The sequence below is a fragment of the Bradyrhizobium sp. genome (genome assembly GCF_035484855.1).
GTDB lineage: Bacteria > Pseudomonadota > Alphaproteobacteria > Rhizobiales > Xanthobacteraceae > Bradyrhizobium.
In genome coordinates, this window is sequence record NZ_DATHOP010000197.1 from 1 (window position 1) to 19214 (window position 19214).

At 63.2% G+C, this 19214-nt stretch carries 16 protein-coding genes; 13 read left to right on the plus strand and 3 right to left on the minus strand.

Annotated elements, in window-relative coordinates:
- The first annotated feature begins 225 nt into the window (after positions 1-225).
- The 11 genes from VK804_RS22145 (at position 226) to VK804_RS22195 (ending at position 12406) form a co-directional block, all read left to right on the plus strand.
- Positions 226-3366 (plus strand): efflux RND transporter permease subunit, encoded by a 3141-nt coding sequence (locus VK804_RS22145; RefSeq protein WP_325374199.1) that lies wholly within the window; start codon positions 226-228, stop codon positions 3364-3366.
- A gap of 32 nt (positions 3367-3398) precedes the next feature.
- Positions 3399-4016 (plus strand): TetR family transcriptional regulator, encoded by a 618-nt coding sequence (locus VK804_RS22150; protein WP_325374200.1) that lies wholly within the window; start codon positions 3399-3401, stop codon positions 4014-4016.
- Positions 4017-4101: 85 nt separating this feature from the next.
- Positions 4102-4773 carry a flavin reductase family protein gene (locus VK804_RS22155; protein ID WP_414642832.1) on the plus strand — a complete coding sequence of 224 codons (672 nt, stop codon included), beginning with the start codon at positions 4102-4104 and terminating at the stop codon, positions 4771-4773.
- Positions 4774-5057: 284 nt separating this feature from the next.
- Positions 5058-7325, plus strand: a complete 2268-nt coding sequence (locus VK804_RS22160) for an acyl-CoA dehydrogenase (RefSeq protein WP_325374204.1) — start codon at positions 5058-5060, stop codon at positions 7323-7325.
- Complete coding sequence (locus VK804_RS22165) at positions 7325-8608, plus strand: acetyl-CoA C-acetyltransferase (protein WP_325374206.1); 1284 nt, start codon at positions 7325-7327, stop codon at positions 8606-8608. The genes VK804_RS22160 and VK804_RS22165 overlap by 1 nt, the downstream gene beginning before the upstream one ends.
- 2 nt (positions 8609-8610) lie before the next feature.
- The gene (locus tag VK804_RS22170; protein ID WP_325374208.1) at positions 8611-10707 is read left to right on the plus strand and encodes a 3-hydroxyacyl-CoA dehydrogenase NAD-binding domain-containing protein; all 2097 of its coding nucleotides are present in this window, start codon (positions 8611-8613) and stop codon (positions 10705-10707) included.
- Complete coding sequence (locus tag VK804_RS22175; RefSeq protein WP_414642833.1) at positions 10689-11138, plus strand: acyl-CoA thioesterase; 450 nt, start codon at positions 10689-10691, stop codon at positions 11136-11138. Before VK804_RS22170 ends, VK804_RS22175 begins: the two co-directional genes overlap by 19 nt.
- Before the next feature lie 155 nt (positions 11139-11293).
- Positions 11294-11425 (plus strand): hypothetical protein, encoded by a 132-nt coding sequence (locus VK804_RS22180; protein ID WP_325374210.1) that lies wholly within the window; start codon positions 11294-11296, stop codon positions 11423-11425.
- A 133-nt stretch (positions 11426-11558) separates the two neighbouring features.
- Positions 11559-11750 carry a hypothetical protein gene (locus VK804_RS22185; RefSeq protein WP_325374212.1) on the plus strand — a complete coding sequence of 64 codons (192 nt, stop codon included), beginning with the start codon at positions 11559-11561 and terminating at the stop codon, positions 11748-11750.
- Between the two features lie 164 nt (positions 11751-11914).
- Positions 11915-12076, plus strand: coding sequence for a hypothetical protein (locus VK804_RS22190; RefSeq protein ID WP_325374214.1), 162 nt, complete (start codon positions 11915-11917; stop codon positions 12074-12076).
- 99 nt (positions 12077-12175) lie between these two features.
- The gene (locus VK804_RS22195; RefSeq protein WP_325374216.1) at positions 12176-12406 is read left to right on the plus strand and encodes a DUF6894 family protein; all 231 of its coding nucleotides are present in this window, start codon (positions 12176-12178) and stop codon (positions 12404-12406) included.
- Positions 12407-12912: 506 nt separating this feature from the next.
- Here the strand turns inward: VK804_RS22195 and VK804_RS22200 are convergent.
- From VK804_RS22200 to VK804_RS22210, 3 genes are all read right to left on the minus strand, one after another.
- Positions 12913-13587, minus strand: coding sequence for a transposase (locus tag VK804_RS22200; protein ID WP_325374218.1), 675 nt, complete (start codon positions 13585-13587; stop codon positions 12913-12915).
- Positions 13588-13750: 163 nt separating this feature from the next.
- A complete protein-coding gene (locus VK804_RS22205) occupies positions 13751-15358 on the minus strand; it encodes an AMP-binding protein (RefSeq protein ID WP_325374220.1) in 1608 nt (535 codons plus the stop codon).
- 182 nt (positions 15359-15540) lie between these two features.
- Positions 15541-16866 (minus strand): MFS transporter, encoded by a 1326-nt coding sequence (locus tag VK804_RS22210; RefSeq protein WP_325374222.1) that lies wholly within the window; start codon positions 16864-16866, stop codon positions 15541-15543.
- Between the two features lie 296 nt (positions 16867-17162).
- Here VK804_RS22210 and VK804_RS22215 point away from each other — a divergent pair, with 296 nt between their 5' ends.
- Together VK804_RS22215 and VK804_RS22220 are read left to right on the plus strand one after the other, a co-directional pair.
- The gene (locus VK804_RS22215; RefSeq protein ID WP_325374224.1) at positions 17163-17462 is read left to right on the plus strand and encodes a hypothetical protein; all 300 of its coding nucleotides are present in this window, start codon (positions 17163-17165) and stop codon (positions 17460-17462) included.
- A 133-nt stretch (positions 17463-17595) separates the two neighbouring features.
- Positions 17596-18426 carry a DeoR/GlpR family DNA-binding transcription regulator gene (locus tag VK804_RS22220; RefSeq protein ID WP_325374226.1) on the plus strand — a complete coding sequence of 277 codons (831 nt, stop codon included), beginning with the start codon at positions 17596-17598 and terminating at the stop codon, positions 18424-18426.
- Positions 18427-19214 lie beyond the last annotated feature (788 nt).

Below are 19214 nucleotides of genomic sequence, written 5' to 3' on the forward strand. Positions count from 1 at the left end.
CAAGAAATCGGCGCGAAGATTTAAATGACCGAGATTCCGAGGCGCGCTACGGGTTTTCTTCACCTCTCCCTCAGGGAGAGGTCGGCGCGCAGCGCCGGGTGAGGGGTTGTGCTCCATCGATAGACCGTACCCCCTCACCCCAACCCTCTCCCCACGGGAGAGGGAGCGCACTGCCGTTGCGGCAGCCTTTATCGTCAAACAGCGTTTCGACAGGAGAGCGGCGCGATGAAGCATTTCAATCTTTCGGCCTGGGCGGTCAGCCATCCCGCTTTGATCCTGTTCCTGGTCATCGCGCTCGGCGCCGCTGGTTTCTTCTCCTATGAGCGGCTCGGCCGCGCCGAGGATCCGTTCTTCACCGTCAAGGTGGTGAACGTCTCGGCGATCTGGCCCGGCGCGACCGCCGCCGAAATGCAGACCCAGGTTGCCGATCCCATCGAGAAGAAGCTGCAGGAACTGCCCTATTTTGAAAAGGTGCAGACCTATTCGAAGCCGGCGTTCACGGCCATGCAAGTCACGTTCAAGGATTCGACGCCGCCGAAAGACGTGCCGTATCTGTTTTATCTGCTGCGCAAGAAGCTCGCCGACGTGCAGGGCGAGTTGCCGGCCGGTCTGCTCGGCCCGGTCGTCAACGACGAGTTCTCCGACGTCGATTCCATCCTCTACATGATGACCGGCGACGGCGCCGATTACGCGCAGCTGAAAAAGGCCGCCGAAGGCATGCGGCAGCGGCTCCTGAAAGTGCCGGGCGTGACCAAGGTCGATCTCTACGGCACCCAGGACGAGAAGATTTTCGTCGAATTCTCGCACGCCAAGCTGGCGACGCTGGGCATCACCCCGCAGGCGCTGTTCGACTCGCTCGCCAAGCAGAACAATGTGGTGCCGGCCGGCACTGTCGAAACCTCCGCGCAGCGGGTGCCGTTGCGCGTCACCGGCGCGCTCGACGGCGTCAAGGCGGTGGCCGAGACGCCGGTCGAAAGCAACGGCCGGGTGTTTCGCCTCGGCGATATCGCGACCGTCAGCCATGGCTATGTCGATCCGCCGACTTTCGTGGTGCGCCAGGAGGGCAAGCCCGCGCTCGGCATCGGCGTCGTCACCGCCAAGGGCGCCAACATCCTCGAACTCGGCAAGGACGTCGGCGATGCGGTTCACGAATTCATGAGGGCGGTGCCGCAGGGCATCAATGTCGACCAGATCGCCGACCAGCCGAAAGTGGTCGAGCACGCCGTCGGCGAGTTCGTGCACTCCTTCATCGAGGCGCTGGCGATCGTGCTGTTCGTCTCCTTCGTGGCGCTGGGCTGGCGCACCGGCATCGTGGTGGCGGCCTCGGTGCCGCTGGTGCTGGCGATCGTCTTCATCGTCATGAATTCGATGTCGCTCGACCTGCACCGCATCACGCTGGGCGCGCTGATCATCGCGCTCGGGCTACTGGTCGACGACGCCATCATCGCGGTCGAGATGATGGTGGTGAAGATGGAGCAGGGTTGGGACCGCGTCCGCGCCGCGTCCTTTGCCTGGGAATCCACCGCATTTCCGATGCTGACGGGCACGCTGGTGACCGCGGCGGGTTTTCTCCCCATCGGCTTTGCCAATTCGGCGGTCGGCGAATATGCCGGCGGCATTTTCTGGATCGTGGCGATCGCGCTGGTGGCGTCCTGGTTCGTCGCGGTGATCTTCACGCCCTATATCGGCGTCAAGCTGTTGCCGAACATCACGGTCAGCCACAATCACGACCCGCACGCCGTCTACGAGACCCGGGTCTATCGCGTGCTGCGCAGCATGATCGCGTGGTGCGTCGAGCACCGCCTCAAGGTCGTGCTGGCAACCGTTGGCGTGTTCGCGCTGTCGATCGTGGCGTTCGGCTACGTGCAGCAGCAATTCTTCCCGCTGTCGGAACGGCCCGAGCTGTTCCTGCAGCTTCGCTTGCCCGAGGGCACCGCCTTCAATGTCACGCAAAATTCCGTGAAGAAGGCCGAAGCGCTGCTGAAGGACGACCAGGATATCGCGACCTACACTTCCTATGTCGGGCAGGGCTCGCCGCGCTTCTGGCTCGGCTTGAACCCGCAGCTGCCGAACGAGGCCTTCGCCGAGATCGTAATCGTCGCCAGGGATGTCCAGGCGCGCGAGCGGATCAAGGCCCGGTTGGAAAAGGCGGTCGACGACGGCGCCTTGACCGAGGCGCGCGTCCGCGTCGACCGCTTCAACTTCGGACCGCCGGTCGGTTTCCCCGTCCAGTTCCGCGTCATCGGCCCGGATCCCGCGGTTGTCCGTGACATCGCCTACAAGGTGCGTGACGTCGTCAGGCAGAATCCGAACGTCAAGGATCCGCAGCTCGACTGGAACGAGCAGTCGCCCTACCTCAAGCTCGTGGTCGACCAGGATCGCGCCCGCGCCCTCGGCCTCACGCCGCAGGACGTCTCGCAGGCGCTTTCGATGCTGATTTCCGGCGCGCCGGTCACCACCGTTCGCGACGGCATCGAGAAGGTCGAGGTGGTCGCCCGCGCGGTGCCGGGCGAAAGGCTCGATCTCGCCCATGTCGGCGATCTCACCGTGACCTCGCGCAACGGCGTCGCGGTGCCGCTGACCCAGATCGCCAGGATCGAATATGCCCACGAGGAGCCGATCATCTGGCGGCGCAACCGCGACATGGCGATCACCGTGCGCGGCGACGTCGTCGACGGCGTGCAGGCGCCCGACGTCACCAACCAGATCTCGCCAAAGCTGCAGGACATCCGCGATCACCTCGAGCCGGCCTACCGCATCGAGGCGGGCGGTGCGTTCGAGGAATCCGCCAAGGGCAACGCCTCGATCTTCGTGCTGTTTCCGCTGATGGTGATCGTGATGCTGACGCTGCTGATGATCCAGCTGCAGAGTTTTTCGCGGCTGATTCTGGTGTTCCTGACCGCGCCGCTCGGCATCATCGGGGCCTCGCTCGGCCTGAACCTCGCCAATCAGCCATTCGGCTTCGTGGCGCTATTGGGGCTGATTGCGCTCGCCGGCATGATCATGCGCAACGCGGTGATTCTGGTCGACCAGATCGAAACCGACGTCGCCCACGGACTTTCTCGCAAGGAAGCCATCATCGAGGCCACCGTGCGGCGCGCCCGCCCGGTGGTGCTGACCGCGCTCGCCGCCATCCTGGCGATGATCCCGCTATCGCGCTCCGCCTTCTGGGGCCCGATGGCCATCACCATCATGGGCGGATTGTTCGTTGCAACCTTCCTGACCTTATTGTACCTGCCGGGCCTCTACGCCCTCTGGTTCCGCAAGAGCCTTGAACAAACCGGCGTGAGCCAGCCGTCCGATCTTGCGCCGCAGCATGGCAGCCACGCGAGGCCCGCATTTCCGCTTGCTGAAGCCGCTGAATAATTGAACATTGAGAACACCGATCGAGCACCGACATGACGCTGGTTTCCGAACATATCGAACCCGACACAAGGGAACGGATTCTCGTGGTGGCGGAGCGCCTGTTCCGCGAAATCGGATATCAGAAGACCACGGTCGCCGACATCGCCAAGGTGCTGCGCATGAGCCCGGCGAACGTCTATCGCTTTTTCGATTCGAAAAAGGCGATCCACGAGGGCGTCGCGCGCAGCCTGATGGGTGGGGTCGAGGACGTCGCCCAGGCGATCGCGGCCAGGCCGGGACCCGCGGCCGCCCGGCTGCGCGAGCTTGTCATCACCATCCATCGCATGAACTCGGAACGCTATGTCGGCGATTCCAAGCTGCATGAGATGGTCGAAGTGGCAATGGAGGAGAGCTGGGAAGTCTGCGTCGCCCACATGCACCGGCTGACCGAGTTCATTGCCATGGTGATCGCCGACGGCACCGCCTCAGGAGAATTCGAGGCGGCAGACGTGCCGCTGGCGGCGATCTGCACCTGCACCGCGATGATGCGGTTTTTCCACCCGCAGATGATCGCGCAGGGCATCAACAAGCCGGGGCCGTCGCTGGACCAGATGGTCGATTTTATTCTTGCGGGGCTGTCGGCGCGGGGTGAGGCGGGCAAGGCTGCCTAATCCCCGTCATTGCGAGCGCAAGCGAAGCAATCCATTTGCATCACATGACGAGATATGGATTGCTTCGTCGCTTGCGCTCCTCGCAATGACGGTTAGATTTGAGCCGAAACAAGGAAATACCGCCGTGGACGCAACCAGCCCGAAAGACCTGCACTTCTACGAGCCGAAAAACGGCCATGGCCTGAAGCACGATCCCTTCAACGCCATCATCGCTCCGCGCCCGATCGGCTGGATTTCGTCGCGCGACGCCAAGGGCAACGTCAATCTCGCGCCCTACAGCTTCTTCAACGCGTTCTGCTACACCCCGCCCATCATCGGCTTTGCCTCGACCAACTGGAAAGACAGCGTCGCCAATATCCAGGAGACCAAGGAATTCGTCTGGAATCTCGCCACCATGGATCTGGCGCAACAGATGAACGCTACCGCCGCGCATGTCCCCCACGACGTCAACGAATTCAAGGTCGCCGGCCTGACGCCGATCCCGAGCCGGTTCGTCAATGTACCCCGGGTCGCCGAAAGCCCTGTTACCTTCGAATGCAAGCTGTCGCAGATCATTCAATTGCAGGGCGCCGACGGCAGGAAGGCGCAATCCTGGCTGACGCTTGGCGAGGTCGTCGCCGTCCACATCGACAAGGCCATGATCAAGGATGGCGTCTACCAGACCGCGCTGGCCCGCCCGATCGTCCGCGCCGGCCGCAAGGGCGACTATTTTGAAATCCGCCCCGAAGCCATGTTCGAGATGGCCCGGCCGGATTGATTTATTCTTTAGTAGCCCGGATGGAGCGAAGCGTAATCCGGGGTTATCTCGCAAGTGATCTGTCCCGGATTGCGCTTCGCTCCATCCGGGCTACGATTCTGTGCTAACGGAACCGATGCGCTGGATCGCCGTTATCGGTCTCCGGCGCATTGGATCAATTTCGCTTTAGTTGCAGTGCGAAGTGTTCACGCAATTCCCACGCTTTCCGCTACAATGGGCCGTCTTTTGGCATAAGCGTGACCGCTAGCCGCGCGGCCAGCACCCCCCACCACGAGGACATCGCCATGAGCTTTCGCCGCGATTTCATCACCAAGCCGATCTTTGCCTGGGCGCACGGCGTGCTGCCCGCGATGTCGGACACCGAGCGCGAGGCGCTGGAGGCGGGCGACGTCTGGTGGGATGCCGATCTCTTCACGGGAAATCCCGACTGGTCGAAGCTGCTGGCGAACGCGCCGGCGACCCTGACGGCGGAAGAGCAGGCCTTCCTCCATGGCCCGGTCGACGAACTCTGCGCCATGCTCGACGACTGGAAGATCAACTGGGAATGGCGCGACCTGCCGCCGGAAGCCTGGGACTTCATCAAGCAGCACAAGTTCTTCGGCATGATCATTCCGAAGGAGCATGGCGGGCTCGGCTTCTCGCCCTATGCGCATTCCGAAGTGGTGCGCAAACTTTCGTCGCGATCGCTCACCGCCGCCGTCACCGTGATGGTGCCGAATTCGCTCGGCCCCGGCGAACTCCTGATGCGTTTCGGCACCAAGGACCAGCAGCAGCAATGGCTGCCGCGGCTCGCCGATGGCCGCGAAATCCCGTGTTTCGGCCTGACCAGCCCGGAAGCCGGCTCCGACGCGGCCTCGATGATCGACTCGGGCATCATCTGCAAGGGCACCTTCGAAGGCAAGGAAGTGCTGGGGCTGCGACTGAACTGGCACAAGCGTTACATCACGCTCGGCCCGGTCGCAACGCTGTTGGGCCTCGCCTTCAAGGCCTATGACCCCGATCATCTCGTGGGATCAGAGAACGAACTCGGCATCACCGTGGCGCTGATCCCGACGCATCTTGCGGGCGTCTCGATCGGGCATCGCCATCTGCCGGCGATGCAGGTGTTCCAGAACGGCCCGAACTGGGGCCGCGATGTCTTCATCCCGATGGATTACATCATCGGCGGGCAAGAACGTCTCGGCCAGGGCTGGAAAATGCTGATGACGGCGCTTGCCGCCGGTCGCGGCATCTCGCTGCCGTCGCTGTCGGCCGCGGGTGCCGCCTATGCCGCCCGCACCACCGGCGCCTATGCGCGCATTCGCGAGCAGTTCAACGTGCCGATCGGAAAATTCGAGGGCATCGAGGAGCCGCTCGCGCGCATCGCTGGCACCGCCTACCTGCTCGACGCAGCGCGGCGGCTGACTTGCACGGCGCTCAACCAGGGCCATCATCCCGCGGTCATTTCTGGGATCATGAAGCTGCAGGCGACCGAGCGGATGCGGATCGCGATCGACGACGCCATGGATATCCATGGCGGCAAGGCCGTGATCGACGGGCCGCAAAATTATCTCGGCAATCTCTATCGTTCGGTGCCGGTCGGCATCACCGTGGAAGGCGCCAACATCCTGACCCGCAATCTGATCGTGTTCGGGCAAGGCGCGATCCGCGCCCATCCCTATCTGCTGGAAGAGATGAACGCACTCGGCGACGCGGATCGCGCGCGAGGGCTGGATGGCTTCGACAAGGCATTCTGGAAACATATCGGTCACAGTATCACGACGCTGTTCCGCGCCTGGGGCCGCAGTTGGACCGGCGGGCTGTTCGCGCCGGCGCCCGACGCCGGTGAGGCGACCGGGTTCTATCGCCAGCTCTCGCGCTATTCCTCGGCGTTCGCGCTATGCGCCGACATGGCTTTGCTCACGCTCGGCGGCGCCCTGAAGCGCAAGGAAATGCTGTCGGCGCGGTTCGGCGACATTCTTTCGGAGCTGTACCTGCTTTCCGCGGCGCTAAAGCGCTGGCAGGACGAGGGCCGTCAAGTAGCGGATTTGCCGGCGCTTGAATGGTGCATGGCGAGCGGTATCAGGACCATCGAAAATCGTTTTGCGGAAATCCTCGCCAACCTGCCCAATCGTTTCGTCGCGGTCATTCTCAAATTCGTGATCCAGCCGTTCGGCGCCCGTGTGCTCGGACCCTCCGATCTCGTCACCCACCAATGCGCGCAGCTGGTGCTCGAGCCATCCGCGGCGCGCGATCGGCTGACGCCGGACCTGTCGCATGTCGACGACGACCGCGGCGTGGCGCGGCTGGAAAAGGCGTTCCTGCTGGTCACCGGCGCCGAGGATATCGCAAAAAGGATGCGCGCCGCGCAGCTCCACGATTCGAAGGAGGCGGTGAAGAAGGGCGTCATCACCCAGGCCGAGGGTGACCAGCTTGCAGCGGCACATGAGGCGGTTGCGAAAGTGATCGAGGTCGACGACTTCGCACCCGAAGAGCTTTCGCCGATTTACAAGAAGCCTGCCGAAGTGCATCAGTTCTTTCAGGAACTGGGTGAAACGAGGGCGGCAAGCTGATGACGCGACCGGTCTTTATCGTCGACGGCAGCCGGACGCCGTTCCTGAAAGCGCGTTCCGGCCCCGGCCCGTTCACGCCGGTTGATCTCGCCGTGCAATGCGGCCGGCCGCTATTGGCCCGGCAGCCGTTTGCGCCAACGGCGTTCGACCAGGTGATCCTCGGCTGCGTCAATGTCATTGCCGACGAGATGAACCCGGCCCGCGTCGCGGCCCTCCGGCTCGGCATGGGTGAGGCAATGGTGGCCTTCACGGTGCAGATCAATTGCGGTTCCGGCATGCAGTCGATCGACACGGCCTACCGCTACATCCAGGAGGGTATCTCCGATTTGATCCTGGCCGGCGGCGCCGAGGCTTTGAGCTACGCGCCGCTGGTATGGCCGCAAGCCGGCGTGCGCTGGTTCGCCGGCTTAGCCGGCGCCAAGGGCATCCTGGGCAAGCTCGCTGCGATCGCGAAAGCGCGGCCGGCTTATTTCAAGCCGATCATCGGGCTGGAGCGCGGGCTGACCGATCCGATCACCGAACTCAACATGGGGCAAACCGCCGAAGTGGTCGGCCATCTCTTCGGCATCACGCGGGAGCAGTCGGACGCCTACGCGGTCGAAAGCCACAAGCGGCTCGCCAATGCGCAGGCACAGGGTTTCCTGAAAGGCGAGGTCGAAACCGCGTTTGCCCGTGACGGCCAATTCTACGACCACGATGACGGCGTGCGACCGGACTCCTCGGTGGAGACACTCGCAAAACTAAGGCCGGTGTTCGAGCCGCCCTGGGGTCAGGTCACCGCCGGCAACTCCTCGCAGATCACCGACGGCGCGTGCTGGACCATCCTGGCCTCCGAAGACGCGGTCAAAAAGCACGGCCTGACGCCGAAGGCCATGATCGTCGACAGCCAATGGTCGGCGCTCGATCCCTCGATCATGGGCCTGGGTCCGGTACTCTCGGCGACCGAGCTGCTGAAGCGCAACAAGATGACGCTCGCCGATGTCGAGACCTGGGAGTTGAACGAGGCTTTCGCCACGCAAGTGCTGGGCTGCCTCGCCGCCTGGAACGACGACAAATTCTGCCGCGAGATTCTGGGGCTGGAGGGCGCGGCCGGCGAGATCGACCGCGCCAAACTCAATGTCGACGGCGGCGCCATCAGCCTCGGCCATCCCGTCGGCTGCAGCGGCAACCGCATCGTGCTGCATCTCGTCAATGCGATGAAGCGGCTCGGCACCAAGCGCGGCATCGCCACCGAATGCATCGGCGGCGGGCAGGGTGGGGCCATGCTGATCGAGATGGTGTGATCATGGACAGCCGCATCCTCGACGTTCTCGCAGATCGGGTGCTCGCACTCGGGCCGAAGCCCGACGAGAACAGCCCCTGGCGCAATTTCAAGCTCACCCGCGACGCCGACGGCATCGCCTGGCTGTTGTTCGACCGTGCCAACGCCAGCGCCAATACGCTGTCGGCCGACGTCATCGAAGAACTCGACACCATACTCGCGGCGCTGGAAGGCCAGCGTCCGACGGGACTGGTCATCCGCTCGGCCAAAAAGTCCGGCTTCATCGCCGGCGCCGATGTCAACGAGTTTCGCGGCGCGACCGATCCCGGCGCCGTCGAGACCGCGATCGGCCGCGCGCATGCCGTGATCGACCGCCTCGAGGCCTTGAAGGTGCCGACGGTCGCCGTGATCCATGGCTTCTGCCTCGGCGGCGGCCTCGAAGTCGCACTCGCCTGCCAGTCGCGGATTGCGATCGACGGCGCGCGTTTTGGCTTTCCGGAAGTGCTGCTCGGCCTGCATCCGGGCCTGGGAGGCACCGCGCGCTTCACGCACCTGGTCAACCCGACGCAGGCGATGACGCTGATGTTGACGGGAAGGACGATCGATGCGCGCAGGGCAAAATCGCTCGGGCTGGTCGACGCGGTGGCGCAGGAGCGGCATGTCCGCAATGCGGTAAAGGACGCCGTGTTCGGCCGGTTGAAACGCGCGAAGCCCGGTCTCCTGAACGCCCTCCTGAACTTCACCCCGGTGCGCGGCTTCCTCGCCTCCCGCATGCGCGCTGAAGCCGAGAAGGCCGCGCCGCATGAACATTATCCGGCTCCTTACGCGCTGATCGATCTCTGGGAAAAGCACGGCGGCGACAAGCGGGCAATGCTGGCGGCGGAAAAGACCTCGTTCGCCAAGCTGATGGTGACCCCGACGGCGCAGAACCTGATCAGGGTGTTCTTCCTGCGCGAGCAGATGAAGAAGCTCGCGGGGTCCGGCAACAAGGTCGAGCACGTCCATGTCATCGGCGCCGGTGCCATGGGCGGCGACATCGCGGCATGGTGCGCCAGCCAGGGCCTGCGGGCGACGCTCGGCGACGTCAAGCCGGCGCCGATCTCGGGCGCGATCAAGCGCGCCTCGGACCTGTTCGGCAAGATCATGCGCAAGAAGACCGAGATCCGCGACGCGATGGACCGGCTGATGCCCGATCTCGACGGCGAGGGGGTGCGCAGCGCCGATCTCCTCATCGAGGCGGTGCCGGAAAAGCTCGAACTGAAGCAGAAGGTCTATGCCGGCCTCGAGCCGAAGATGAAGCCGGGCGCGATTCTTGCCACCAACACCTCGAGCATTCCGCTGCAGGACTTGCGCACCACCTTGCAAAAGCCGGAGCGGCTGGTCGGGCTGCACTTCTTCAATCCGGTGTCGCGGCTGCAACTGGTCGAGGTGATCAGCCATGACGGCAGCGATCCCGCCGTGCTCAAGGAAGCGCTCGCCTTTGTCGGCGCCATCGACCGGCTGCCGCTGCCGGTCAAGAGCTCGCCCGGATTCCTCGTCAACCGCGCGCTGACGCCGTATATGCTGGAGGCGATGGTGATGCTCGACGAGAACGTCGACAAGCGCACCATCGACGCCGCGGCCGAGAAATTCGGCATGCCGATGGGCCCGATCGAGCTTGCCGACCAGGTCGGCCTCGATATTTGTCTCGATGTCGGCGACATGCTGCGCTCGAAATTCGGCGATTCGCTGCCGCCGACGCCGGCCTGGCTGCGCGACAAGGTCGCCAAGGGTGAACTCGGCCGCAAGACCGGCAAGGGGTTCTATGTCTGGAAGGACGGCAAGGCCGACAAGTCGCCGGCTTCGCCGTCGACCGCGCAGCCGACGGAAGAAATGATCGACCGGCTGATCCTGCCGATGTCGAATGTCTGCGTCGCGGCCTTGCGCGAGGGCATCGTCGACGATGCCGACGGCGTCGATGGCGCCATGATCTTCGGCACCGGCTATGCGCCGTTCCGCGGCGGTCCCCTGAATTACGCCCGAACCCGCGGGCCGCAAAACATCGTCGATGCCTTGCGCGCGCTCGCCACCAGGTTCGGCGGCAGGTTTACGCCGGATCCCGGCTGGGAGAACTTCAAGTGACCGACGCGGCAGCCGTTCACGCCCCTGCGAACAACGAGATCGAGCCCTGCGGCGATCTCTGCACCCGCACGTTGGCGATGCCGGCCGACACCAACCAGAATGGCGATATCTTCGGCGGCTGGCTGCTCAGCCAGATGGATATCGGCGGCGGGGTGTTCGCCTCCAAGATCGCAAAGTCGCGCACGGTCACGGTCGCGATCGAAGCGATGAATTTCCGCAAACCGGTGTTCGTCGGCGACCTCGTTTCCGTGCATGCGAGCCTTGTCAAGGTCGGCAAGACCTCGGTCACCGTCCATCTCGAAGCCTGGGTGCTGCGCCGCAAGGAGATGCATTCGATCCTGGTGACCGACGGCAATTTCACCTACGTCTCGATCGACGAGACCGGCCATCCGCAAGCCATCAAGCAGGACGAGCCACCGGTTATGGCCTAGCCCGTCCGGCTGCCTCACGCCGGCGTGAGCCGGTTTCGTGGCGGGGTTGCGAGGAAACCATTGAAACGAACGAAGAAACCGTTTCTGCTCTCCCATGAAGACGGCCGGCAACATTGCGCGCGCATGGTCAGGATTATGCGGTGGAGTATACGCGGATGCTCGCTGAAAAGTTCATGCTGCTGCTGGAGGCACTCAGGGCTCGTACCAGCTACGCCGATGGAAGCCCGCGCGTGATCAGCACCTCGCCGCACGTGCCGGTTCAGTTGCCGGGCAGCCCCACCAAGTAGCGGTATTGCGGGAGAGCGAAGGGCGCCGTTCCGGCGAGACACATTGGTGCTGCCTGCTGCCTGTGCTCGGAACTTTTTGCCGTTCTTTCCGTTGTTGGCCCGCGCTGAGGTATAGGGCCGCTCGGAAAAGAAAATGTCAGACACCTACATCATCGAAGTCTCCTCAAAGGCCGCTGGGATCGTCGTGCGAACCGACGGCGGGTATCGCTTCTTCGCCGCCACCCACCGTTTCAATCCGCTGGAAGGCCAGATCTTTCGAAACGCCCGCGAGGCCGAGCGCGCCGCGATCCGGCTCGCCAATGGCGAGCTGAGACGGGCCGCGTAGGCTAACCTCCGCGCTGCCGCTGCCCGAGATGGGCAAGGTCCAAAGCCCGAAATTCCAATTCGTTAAGTACAGAAGTGAACTTACGCGGGCGGTCGCTTGGTGTTTTGTGGCGCGAGAGCGGCTGGGCTTCGCGAACGTCGTTGCGTCCAATGGAATACAAGGGAGTGGAATATTCCATCGTTCAATTGGTGGATGGCGCCGGTTGGCGATGGCAAATCAGATTTGGCGATGGCACGACCAAAACCGGCGTGACTCCGGCAAGCCGGGCGATCGCGGTCAAACTGGCCGAAAACGAGATCGATCGCGCCCTGAGAGACAGCGAGTAGGGCGTCTCCGCTACGGCAACGGGTAAGGAGGCAACCGTTGGGGAAGCAAGTGTCCGGCACCGAACCGACACGGGTGCGCATCGATGCCATGATTTGCGCATGACCTGTTACGCCTTCCGTATCCGCCAGGGCTCCTATTCAAGCGATCTCGCCGTCGATCTGCCGGATGATGACGCGGTATGGCAGGAGGCTGCAAGCGTGTGCGCCGACCTGATCAGCGACACCGTCGCTGGGCTCAGGGACAATCCCGAATGGCGGCTGGAAGTCCTGGATGCGTCGGGCTCGCTGCGCCATCTTTTTCGGCTGACCTCCGAAACCTTCGATCGCTAAATTAGAGCCGCCGCGGGACGCCGGGCGCGATCGTGGTGGACTTGAGTCCGGGACCGAACAGACACGGCAATCATTCCATGAACGGAATCGCATTCCTCCACGGGCATGGTTTCGCGTTGCCGTGGGCGGATGGGTGGCGGGGATGGCAGAGTACCGGGTGTTTCCGGTCGGGCTCGACGGACATTTCGTGGGATCACGGGCGCTGACATGCGCCGGTGATGCAGAGGCAATCGAGCAAGCCATGCGGCTGGTCGATGGTCACGATGTCGAACTCTGGAGCGGCGACCGCTTCGTCACCCGGCTTGCTTACAAACCGAAACAACCGCCATCCGGGAAGCCTTGTCGACCGTAGCGGTGCGGCATCGTCCCTTATATCACAACGCCTGCACCGCGCCCTTCGCCCAGAATTCAATTACGGTGACAGTGCACTTAATTACTCGCCTCGGCAATGGCAATCATGTAATTACGGTGACAGTGCACTTAATTACTCGCCTCGGCAATGGCAATCATGCGCGATCCTCCGGCCCGGACGGTTTTGGCCCGCGCTTGCCTGGTTTGAGAAGGCGCCCGGTCATGCGCTCGAGGCGGGCGACGAACCGATTGTCTCCGAGCGGCCGGCCAATGCTCTCCGCGGCACGCAGGCGAGCGAACAGATCCGTCTCCGGTTCGTTGCCGAGCAGGTCGGCGAAGTCGGGGAAGCGATCCCTGACCGGCTTTAGCGCGGTGATGCCATCGTCTTTGCGGCGCAGATGCGCGCGCGTGCTCGACCAGCGCCAGTCCTGAGCGCGCTCCACCAGACGCGCCCGCACCGGATTGAGTGACACATAGCGCAGCGCGGCGGCGAGATGTTCCTCGTCCATGGCAACGGCGCCGAACCGGCCCTGCCAGAAATGACCGCTGCGCTTGCGCCGTGCCTGGATGACGCCGGCGTAGGTTCGGTGCACGCGCGCAAGCGCGCGGCGCAATCCATCGGGATCGGAGGGCACCAGGATCAGGTGTACGTGGTTCGGCATCAGGCACCAGGCCCACACCTCGATCTCGGCGGCGCGGCAATGTTCGGCGAGCAGGTCGCGATAGAGCGCATAGTCGGTCTCGCCGAAGAAGGTCCGCGCGCGGCCATTGCCGCGCTGGGTGACGTGGTGCGGATGATCGGGGACGACGACGCGGGCGAGACGAGCCATGCCGCAGGATAGACGTGAAGGGGCGGCAAGTCAATTGAATGCACTGTCACCGTAATTTCGTAATTGGTCACCGACCGCTTCGTCACCCGGCTTGCTTACAAACCGAAACAATCGCCATCCGGGGAGCCTTGTCGACCGTAGCGATGCGGTAGCGCCCCTTGTATCACAACGCCTGCACCGCGCCCTTCGCCCAGAATTCTCGCAGCTTGAATTTCTGGATCTTGCCCGATCCGGTCAGCGGGAAAGCCTCGACCACGAACCAGTGTTTCGGCGTCTTGTGATGGGCAAGCGAGGCGCGCATGTAGTCCGACAGCTCGTCCTTGTCGATTGCGGCGCCGGGCGCCGGGCGGATGAAGGCTGCGACCTCCTCACCCCATTTTTCATGCGGCAGGCCGATGACGGCGACCTCGCCGACCTTGGGATGGCGGAACAGCAATTCCTCGAGCTCGCGCGGATAGATGTTCTCGCCGCCGCGGATGATCATGTCCTTGAGCCTGCCCTCGACCGTGCAATAGCCGCGCAAATCCATCGCGCAGAGGTCGCCGGTATGCAGCCAGCCGTCGGCATCGATTGCGGCTGCGGTCGCCTCCGGCATCTCGAAATAGCCGAGCATGACGTGATAGCCGCGGGTGCAGAACTCGCCGATTTCGCCGATCGCGCAGGTCTTTCCGGTGTCGGGATTGATGATCTTGTTCTCCATGTTGGGCAGCGGCAGGCCGATGGTACCCGCCTTGTCCGCGATGCTGTCGTTGGTCATGGTCTGGGCCGCCACCGGCGAGCATTCGGTCTGCCCGAACACGATGGTGAAGGGCGCGCCGAGCTCCTCTTCGAACCGGGTGACCAGCGCGGCCGGTACCGTCGAGCCGCCGGAGCAGATCGCCTTGACGGAAGAAAGATCGGTTGAGGCGAAGGAGGGATGTTCCAGCATCGCCACCAGCATGGTCGGCACGCCGACCATGGCGTTGCCGCGATAGGTCGCAAACAGCTCGAGCACGAGGCCCGGGTCGAACGCCTCCAGCAGCACCTGCGTTGCGGCCTTCGACACCGAGCCGAGCACGCAGCAAACGCAACCGCCGGTGTGGAACAGCGGCATCGTCGTCACGAAGACGTCGCCGGGGTCGACCCCGATGCGCTCGGCGGTGTCGGCGCCGTTATTGGCAAGTCCGCGGTGATGCAGCAGCGCGCCCTTCGGAAAGCCTGTCGTGCCCGAGGTATACTGGATCATCACGGGATCGGTCGGCTTGACCGCGGGAAGCGCGATCGTGCTGTCGTCGCCGGCGGCGATGAAGGCCGGCCAGTCGTCGAACGAGATGATCTCGCGCAGTTCGCCGCAGCGCGGGGCGACCTCGCGCGCCGTCTCCAGCATCGGATTGCCGCGAAACGAAGGCACCACGAACACGCCGGCCGCGCGCGATTGTTTCAGCACATATTCGACTTCGTTGGTGCGGAATCCGGGATTGACGGTGACCAGCACCAGGCCCGCCATCGCCGCGCCGAATTCGAGCATCACCCATTCGGGGAGGTTTTGCGCCCACACCGCGATCCGCTCGCCCGGCTTGAAACGCGTCAGTAGCGCCCGCGCCGTGCGCTGCGCCTCGGCATGGAGCTCTGAATAAGTCCACTGCCGGCGCAGTGCGGGATCGGGGACGCCCGCGATCAGCGCGATCCGCTCCGGCGCCGATTTTGCCGCCTGTTCGAGCAAGCCGCCGAGCGTGACATCGCGCACCGCAGGCGCCCTCGGTCCGGCGACGTAGGATTCCGTCAAAGCCATTGGTCCCTCCCCAAGCCGGATGTTGCCGGCGTACGGCGCCGTTGACCGGCGATTGCTGCGACTATGACATCAGGAGTTTGTCATTGCAGCCGGGGAGCCGGGATTTTTTGCACGCGTCCGATAAAACAAGAGGACCTGGGGTGATCCCAGGCCCTCCCCGACGATCGGCGCTGCGCCCGGGATCAGGCGTCATATTCCTTCGAAATGTCCTTGCCAGTGTAGTCGGGCATGAACGCCGCCGCCACAATTGTCACTACCGCACAGGCAGCGATGTAAATGGAAATCGCATAGCCGGAGTGGTAGGTGGCAAACAGCGCCGTCGCGATCAGCGGCGCCGGTCCGCCGGCGATGATCGAGGCGAGCTGATAGCCCAGCGAGGCGCCGCTGTAGCGCAATCGCGGCGTAAAGGCCTCCGCGATCAGCGCCGCCTGCGGCCCGTATTGCATGTCGTGCGGGATCAGCGACAGCACGATGGCGACGAACACCGCCACGGGAGCTGCGGTGTCCACCATTCCGAAATACAGGAAGCCGAACAGGCCCGTGGCTACCGCGCCGATCACATACATCTTCCGTCGGCCGATGCGGTCGGAGATGTGGCCCGACAGCGGGATGGTGATGAAGGAGACGCAGGAGGCGACCAGCACCGCGGCCAGGATCAGATCGCGCGACATGTGCAAGGTACCGACGGCGTAGGCGAAGATGAAGGCGGTGAAGATATAGAACGGCGCCTGCTCGGACATCCGCAGCAAGGCCGACAGCAGGATCTCCTTCGGATGCCGCTTGAAGACCTCAATGACCGGGGTCTTCTCGATCTTCTTTTCGTCCAGGAGCTGCTGGAATACCGGCGTCTCGAGGATGCCAAGGCGGATCCACAGTCCGACGCCGACGAGAACGATCGAGAGCGCGAAAGGAAGCCGCCAGCCCCAGGTGATGAACTGGTCGCCCGTCAATTGGCTGAATGCGAGGACGGCAAGGTTTGAGAGGAACAGGCCGCAGGGCACGCCGAATTGCGGCCAGGAAGCCACCAGGCCGCGCTGACCGTGGGTGCGCGACCATTCCATCGCCAGCAGCACCGATCCGCCCCACTCGCCGCCGACGCCGATACCCTGAAACACCCGCAACACCGTCAGGATGATCGCGCCCCAGATGCCGATTGACGAATAGGTGGGCACGAAGGCGATCAGGAAGGTCGCGATGCCCATGCACAGCAGCGTGGCGATCAGCGTCGCCTTGCGGCCGATGCGGTCGCCGTAGTGGCCGAATATCGCGGCGCCGATCGGGCGTCCGACAAAGCCGATGAAATAGGTGGCGAAGGCCGCGAGCGTCGCCGTCAGGACATCCTGGTTGGGAAAATAAAGCTTGCCAAAGATAAGCCCGGCTGCCGTGCCGTAGAGAAAGAAGTCGTACCATTCGATGGCGGTGCCGATGGTCGATGCGATCACTGCCTTGCGCAACTGGGCGTTATGATCGGATTCGGACAACGCCCCGTGCGTGACTGCCATGGTCATTGAATATTTCCCCTTTTGGTTGGTCGTCTCTCCCGCGGGAACCGGTTCGTTCCGGTTCATTTTGACGGATGCTACAATCAGCTAGCGGCAACCGAAAGACACATATCGTCGAAGGCCGTCATATTGCTGCACTGCAAATTGTGCGAAGCCGGTTTGGACCTCGCGCAACTCGGTGTGACAAAAGATTTTCCAGGCTGGAGCGGCATCCAGCGCCGCAATGTCCGCTATACTGCCGTTGTCGGGGCGACGGCGAGTTGAAAATGCCTGGCTGCTTTCGCGACGTGTCGGAGAACTGAATGCGGATCAGAATAGTCCTGGCGGCGCTGGTGATGCTGTTTGCTGCCGGAAGCGGCCGGGCGGAAGACAACAGGGCCTGCATATCGAAGGCCACCGAAACGTTGCCGCATATCTCCGGCATTGTGGTCAAGAAGACCCGGACCCGGCCGGTGCCGCCGGCGATCCTGGCGACGTGGCAGGGCCAGACGCGGCCGATCATGGTCGACCTCGATACGGTCGCGGGCGACACGGTGGAAACCTATTCCTACATGTGCGTGGTGACGAAGGGGGCAGCCTTCGTGCGCCGCGTGATGGGCTAGCGCTAGGTCCGCGCGACGCCTTAACCAGGATTCCCCTATCCTCGCCGGGCTGCCCTTGCCGCCGATCTGACGCGTTGACCGGATGACGGAACGGCCGCACCATGGGCCGCGCTCTTGTCTGCGAGGTGCCGTCATGACCGGCCTGACCCATCGCCAGAATGAAATCCTCAACATCGCCCGCGCCTTTGGCCGGGTGATGGTGGAGGACCTCGCAAGGCGTTTCGAGGTGTCGGCGCAGACCATCCGCAAGGATCTCAACGATCTCTGCGACCACCGCGCGCTGACCCGCATCCATGGCGGCGCCATCATCGCCTCCGGCGTGGAAAACCTCGCCTATGAGGCGCGCCGCTTCGTCGCCGCGGAGGAGAAGAAGGCGATTGGGGCCGCCGCCGCGGCGCTGATCCCGAACGGCTGCTCGCTGTTCATCAACATCGGCACCACAACGGAAGAGGTCGCGAGCGCGCTGACCTCGCATCAGGATCTGCTGGTCATCACCAACAACCTCAATGTCGCGATGCTGCTCTATCGCCACCCGCGCATCGAGGTGATCGTGGCCGGCGGCGCGGTGCGGCGCGCCGATGGCGCCGTGATCGGCTCGACCGCGATCAGCCTGATTGGCCAGTTCAAGGTCGACTACGCCATCATCGGAGCGTCGGCGATCGACGAGGAGGGCGCGCTATTGGACTTCGACTACCGCGAGGTGCAGGCGGCGCAAGCCATCATCGCCAATGCCCGCAGCGTGATGCTGGTCGCCGACTCGACAAAGCTCCGCCGCAGCGCGCCGGTCCGCATCGCCCATATCAGCCAGATCCAGACCTTCGTGACCGACATCGCGCTGCCGGCCGGGCTCGCCAATGTGTGCCACACCCGCGGCATCGAGGTGATCGAGGCGATGCCGAAGGCAGCGCCCGATATCGACGAGCCGGCGGTGGAAGCGCCTTCGACCGTTACGCGGCTAAGATAGGTCAGGGGCAATGCCCCGGTGTCCCGAAGGCGGCGAGGGCTGACACAGTGGAAAAAAGATCACCGCTTTTGGCGAAGCTTCATCGATTGAGATAGCAAAACCGCTGGATTAGCGTCGTCCTATTTTGGGCCTTCGGATATCTGCGACATCAAGATGTCAGGACCAATAATAACGGGCGGGACCCCTCTGCCAGTCTCGGATTTAGCTACTATGGCGAAGGGATAGGATTCTTCTCTGCCGTCAGGCCACACAAAGATAATCGAGCCAAAATAGCTTGCCCATGTGATTCCAACCTTGGTATTGTTTTGTTCGGGTTCTCCCCACTGTATTATTTGTTGGTTTCCTTCGACCGCGGTCACATGACCGATCGTAACATTTGCTTTTTCATCTCGATCAAAGTGAGCAATCGAACCGATTTTAATTCGGTTCGATTGAGAGTGTTCCGTTTATTACGACCGGAGGTTCTATTCCACCAGTCTGACCATAGGTCACGTAAACTGAGAGAGGACCGTCTGATCGGGTGAAACGCCCCTGTAAGGACAGGCGTTCCTTATTGCTCCAGTCGATAGTCGCGGCGCGTATTAGGCGCTCCAATGTTGACACTCGCGAAGGCGACGACCCTGATTTTAGAATCTCCTTAACCGGCACCGCGGATTTAGATGATTCTGCGAGAGATCGTGGGGTTCTATCGAGAAAGAGCGAAAAGACACCTACTAGGATCGCGATAACGCCGCCAAAAATGGCAATCAGCCCAAAAGACATTTGCTTACTGCGCTTTCTAGGCGGCA

What these genes read in the sequence shown, in the direction of transcription:
- VK804_RS22145 (WP_325374199.1), top strand. Translation starts at nt 226, where the DNA reads ATGAAGCATTTCAATCTTTCGGCCTGGGCGGTCAGCCATCCCGCTTTG.
- VK804_RS22150 (WP_325374200.1), top strand. Translation starts at nt 3,399, where the DNA reads ATGACGCTGGTTTCCGAACATATCGAACCCGACACAAGGGAACGGATT.
- VK804_RS22155 (WP_414642832.1), top strand. Translation starts at nt 4,102, where the DNA reads ATGACGGTTAGATTTGAGCCGAAACAAGGAAATACCGCCGTGGACGCA.
- VK804_RS22160 (WP_325374204.1), top strand. Translation starts at nt 5,058, where the DNA reads ATGAGCTTTCGCCGCGATTTCATCACCAAGCCGATCTTTGCCTGGGCG.
- VK804_RS22165 (WP_325374206.1), top strand. Translation starts at nt 7,325, where the DNA reads ATGACGCGACCGGTCTTTATCGTCGACGGCAGCCGGACGCCGTTCCTG.
- VK804_RS22170 (WP_325374208.1), top strand. Translation starts at nt 8,611, where the DNA reads ATGGACAGCCGCATCCTCGACGTTCTCGCAGATCGGGTGCTCGCACTC.
- VK804_RS22180 (WP_325374210.1), top strand. Translation starts at nt 11,294, where the DNA reads ATGCTCGCTGAAAAGTTCATGCTGCTGCTGGAGGCACTCAGGGCTCGT.
- VK804_RS22185 (WP_325374212.1), top strand. Translation starts at nt 11,559, where the DNA reads ATGTCAGACACCTACATCATCGAAGTCTCCTCAAAGGCCGCTGGGATC.
- VK804_RS22195 (WP_325374216.1), top strand. Translation starts at nt 12,176, where the DNA reads ATGACCTGTTACGCCTTCCGTATCCGCCAGGGCTCCTATTCAAGCGAT.
- VK804_RS22200 (WP_325374218.1), bottom strand. Translation starts at nt 13,587, where the DNA reads ATGGCTCGTCTCGCCCGCGTCGTCGTCCCCGATCATCCGCACCACGTC.
- VK804_RS22205 (WP_325374220.1), bottom strand. Translation starts at nt 15,358, where the DNA reads ATGGCTTTGACGGAATCCTACGTCGCCGGACCGAGGGCGCCTGCGGTG.
- VK804_RS22210 (WP_325374222.1), bottom strand. Translation starts at nt 16,866, where the DNA reads ATGACCATGGCAGTCACGCACGGGGCGTTGTCCGAATCCGATCATAAC.
- VK804_RS22215 (WP_325374224.1), top strand. Translation starts at nt 17,163, where the DNA reads ATGCGGATCAGAATAGTCCTGGCGGCGCTGGTGATGCTGTTTGCTGCC.
- VK804_RS22220 (WP_325374226.1), top strand. Translation starts at nt 17,596, where the DNA reads ATGACCGGCCTGACCCATCGCCAGAATGAAATCCTCAACATCGCCCGC.